Genomic DNA, 4,361 nt, shown 5'->3' with positions numbered 1-4,361 from the left:
TCCTGCCATCCCTTGTCCGAAGCCAATTCATCTCCCACCTACTCACTTCGCGTTCCTTGAGGAAGGAGTCTTCTTGGCTAAAATGATAAAAAAATATTTTTTTGACCCCTATAAAATAATTTGTTCCTTCGAATTTGTATAGTGAAGAAAGCAAATGGAAGAAAAATGATTATGAAAAAACACTATTAAAAGGTAATCTTGCACAAGATACATTAGAAAAAAGCGATGGAAGATGGGGATTCGTTTAATTTCAAAGCTAAAAGGAATTTATTATTCTATATTCCTATTAAACTATTTTCGTACCTTATTAATATAGTTTGTGTTTGTACCTAGAATAAGACGTAAAGGAGTATGTAAAAGATATAATGGAAAAAAAAATTCAACAAGAGAAAGATAAATCAAAACCTGTTTTTTATGATCCTAAAGGAAGAAGAAAAAAAGCTTTTAGTTGGTTTCTATGTATCTCAATAGTTAGTATAAGTATTGTATTTTATTTTTTCTTTCAAAGTATTTTTTCGACACCAGAAATTCCAAATATGAATCCTTCTGTAAAACAAGATACTAAACTTGTGCCTATTAATCAAAAACTCAGCGACGAGCAGTTAAAGAAAGAAGAATTTAAACCTAATACCGAAATGAAAAACGATGAAAATATGGTGAATTCAACGAACGATAGTAAACAATCTAAAGAAGTTTATGGTTTTTATGTAAACTGGGATGAAAATAGTACTACTTCTTTAAAAGAAAATATCGATTCCTTAACCACGTTAGTACCAGAATGGTATCACTTAAAAGCAGACTTAACAGTTAGTAGTGAGATAAAACCTGAGATTGTGAAGTTAGCCAAAGAAAATCATGTGAAAATTATGCCTTTACTTACTAACTATACAGAGGAAGCTTCTGGTCCTGATAGTGAACTTATTCATAAGTTATTGAGTTCTCCAGATCATGTAAAGACAACGTTTATTAACGATTTAGTAAAGCAGGTTGAAAAGAATCAATTTTCAGGTATTAATATTGACTTTGAGGCAATGCCTGAGAGCGATAGAGAAAACTTAACGAATTTCATGAAAGAACTTACTACCGTCTTTCATAAACATCATTTGCTTGTTACGCAAGATGTCCCTGCTAATGATAAGGCTTTTGATTATGGTGCGTTAGCCAAAGTAATAGATCGTATGATTGTAATGATGTATGACGAGCACTATGGAGCAGGGGTACCAGGACCAATTGCTTCAAATAAATGGTTTGAACATAAGCTCAATGAACTAGACATTCCGTCTGAGAAACTTATAGTTGCTTTCGGTAACTATGGATATGATTGGGAAGTAAATAGCAAAGAACCTGCGAAGTCTGTAACTTTCTCAGAAGTTATGACAATGGCTCAGGATTCAAATTTAAAAATTCAATGGGATAACATTAGTGGAAATCCTTATTTTCGATATAAAATAGGAGAGAAAGAACATACCGCTTGGTTCTTAGATGGTGTTACTCTTTATAATCAAGTGAAAATCGCAATGAACAACAATGCGAGGGGATTTGCGTTATGGAGACTAGGATCAGAAGATCCTACTATATGGAAATCTTTAAAAGATCCTATTGAGGTACAAAAAAATCCTGATGCATTACATCAAATCGCTAGTTTAGATGAAGTAAATTATTCTGGACAAGGCGAAATTTTGCAGGTTGAGAATGAGAGACACAATGGATTGAGAGATTTTGAGGTAGACAAAAATGGTTATTTTACAGATGAAGTGTATCAATCACTACCATCTGCATATGAAGTACAACGATATGGAAAGCCAAAAGGCAAACAAGTAGCATTAACATTTGATGATGGACCAGATCCGAAATATACACCGGAAATTCTAGATATATTAAAAGAGTATAAAATAAAAGCTGCCTTTTTTGTACTTGGTGAAAATGCGCAATTAAATCCTAGTATTGTTAAAAGAATATACGATGAGGGGCATGAAATTGGCAATCATACCTTCAAGCATCCTAATGTCGCTGATACGTCTTTGCTACGTACAAAAGTAGAACTTAATACAACTCAGCGCCTAATCCAGGAAATAACTGGACATTCTACGGTTTTATTTAGGCCACCGTATGAAGCAGATGCGAACCCGGATTCATCAAATGAAATACTGCCTATTTTGCGTGCACAAAATATGAACTATACAATGGTGGCAGAAAAAGTTGATCCTGAGGATTGGGCGACTCCATCAACAAATGAATTAGTAAAGCGTACTCTTAATCCCATTTATAAGGGGGAGGGAAATGTTATTCTTCTCCATGATGCAGGAGGGAATCGTACCCATACGGTAGAGGCGCTGCCGATGATTATTAAAGATCTTAAAAAGAATGGATATAGTTTTGTAACAATTTCAGATTTAATGAATAAAGAACGAGATGAAGTTATGCCTCCCGTTTCTTCAGAGGATAAGCAATATTTACTTTACAATAAAGCTGTTTTTTCAGGAACAGGATATTCTAAGCATATATTAACAACTATTTTTTATATTGCTATTGGATTAGGTATTTTCCGATTCCTATTTTTAATTTATTTTTCATTCAAGCAAAAAAAGAAAACAAACTCTCGTTTATTTGCTAATTCGTCTTATCAACCTTTTGTTAGTGTTGTGATAGCAGCATATAATGAAGAGAAGGTTATAGCTAAGACGATTCGCTCAATTTTGGATAGTAATTATAGAGAGTTTGAAGTTATTGTCGTTGATGACGGATCGAAAGATGATACGTCAAAAGTAATTCAAGAAACATTCTATAAACATCCTAAAGTTCGTTTAATTCAGAAAGAAAATGGTGGGAAATCCTCCGCAATGAACTTAGGATTTCAAAAATCAACAGGAGAAATCATTGTCACTTTAGATGCGGATACAATTATTGCGCAAGACGCTATTTCTCTAATGATCAGACACTTTGAAGATCATAATGTAGCAGCAGTTTCAGGCAATGTCAAAGTGGGAAATAGACGAAATTTGTTAACTACTTGGCAACATGTTGAATATATTACAGGATTTAATTTAGAACGCAGAGCTTTTGATGAGTTAAATTGTATTACGGTAGTTCCTGGAGCTATTGGAGCATGGCGTAAAAAGAATGTAGTCGAATCTGGATATTTAAGTGAAGATACATTAGCAGAAGATACGGATCTTACTATAACATTTTTACGCGAAGGGCATAGAATTGTATATGAAGAAAGAGCATACGCTTATACGGAGTCACCTGAAGATGTGAAAAGTCTTATTAAACAGCGATATCGTTGGTCGTATGGTACACTCCAGTGTCTTTGGAAACATCGAAAAGCATTGTTTAATGCAAAACATAAAACATTAGGGTTTATTGCATTACCTAATATGTGGTTATTTCAATATATTCTGCAATTCATTGCTCCTTTAGCAGATATATTAATGATTATGGGGCTATTTGGCAGCAATCCGCTAAAAGTGTTGGGATTTTATCTTGTATTCTTTTTAATGGATCTTCTCGCTTCTTTGTTTGCATTTAAATTAGAGAAAGAGAATCCTAAACCACTAGTATGGTTAATTTTACAACGCTTTATTTATCGTCAATTTATGACTTATGTTGTAATTAAATCTATATTTTCATCCATTCGAGGAGTAGCGGTAGGATGGAATAAACTAAAGAGAATGGGGAGTGTTAAGCATTCGCCTGAACATAAGGAGGCATCATAAGAGAGCAGATAATCTGCTCTCTTTTTGTTATTGACTTTAGTCAGTTGAGCCTGGAGAAGGCAAAATATAAAACTGCCCGTTAACCTGAAAAATCAAAATCTCCTATAACGAAATTTCTATTTATTATTGACTACTCATAGTGAGGCGTTATATGAAGAAACCCCTTTAGTTTCGGACTGAAGGGGTTTTTAAATATTTTTTTAAATGGATATCATTAATATTTATATAAAAGGGGAGAAAGAAATATGAAAGAAAAAAAGTAATGTATGAAGAGGTTACTGAAGTATTGAAGGTATTCGCGCATCCTGTCCGTTTATCCTTAGTAGAAATAATGATTACAAAAGGCCCTACTAATGTAACAACGATGTATGAAACATTACAAATGCCTCAAAGTACAATTAGTCAACATTTATCTAATCTAAGAGCTGTTAAAATCATTACAGGTACTCGGAAAGAGTTAGAAATATATTATGAAGTAACGGACAATCGTACAAAAGCGATGATCTTGTTCTACTATGTTATTCAAGTACTTTTGTTGTCTAAGTCGCATACCATTAGGTATGCTTTTTCTTACGATTAGTCAACCTATAGATTTTTGATGGATTGAGTACCAAAAATCTATATCACACATGTATCCACGTATAA

At 33.4% G+C, this 4,361-nt stretch carries 1 protein-coding gene and 2 pseudogenes; 2 read left to right on the top strand and 1 reads right to left on the bottom strand.

Features of this window, described 5'->3' with window-relative positions; genetic code table 11:
* Positions 1–365 precede the first annotated feature (365 nt).
* On the top strand, positions 366–3,716 hold the full coding sequence (locus tag MR065_RS26810) for a trifunctional glycoside hydrolase family 18/polysaccharide deacetylase/glycosyltransferase family 2 protein (RefSeq protein WP_242215714.1): 3,351 nt from the start codon (positions 366–368) through the stop codon (positions 3,714–3,716).
* Between the two features lie 262 nt (positions 3,717–3,978).
* Positions 3,979–4,224, top strand: a pseudogene (locus tag MR065_RS26805) (ArsR/SmtB family transcription factor); the annotation flags it as partial.
* Here MR065_RS26805 and MR065_RS26800 read toward each other — a convergent pair.
* Positions 4,210–4,284, bottom strand: a pseudogene (locus MR065_RS26800) (IS6 family transposase); the annotation flags it as partial. The pseudogenes MR065_RS26805 and MR065_RS26800 overlap by 15 nt on opposite strands.
* Between the last annotated feature and the right edge of the window lie 77 nt (positions 4,285–4,361).

The sequence above is a fragment of the Bacillus cereus group sp. BfR-BA-01383 genome (assembly GCF_022663495.1).
GTDB classification, from domain to species: Bacteria; Bacillota; Bacilli; order Bacillales; family Bacillaceae_G; genus Bacillus_A; species Bacillus_A cereus_AU.
This window is presented reverse-complemented; position numbering and strand designations above follow the sequence as displayed.

What these genes read in the sequence shown, in the direction of transcription:
- MR065_RS26810 (WP_242215714.1), top strand. Translation starts at nt 366, where the DNA reads ATGGAAAAAAAAATTCAACAAGAGAAAGATAAATCAAAACCTGTTTTT.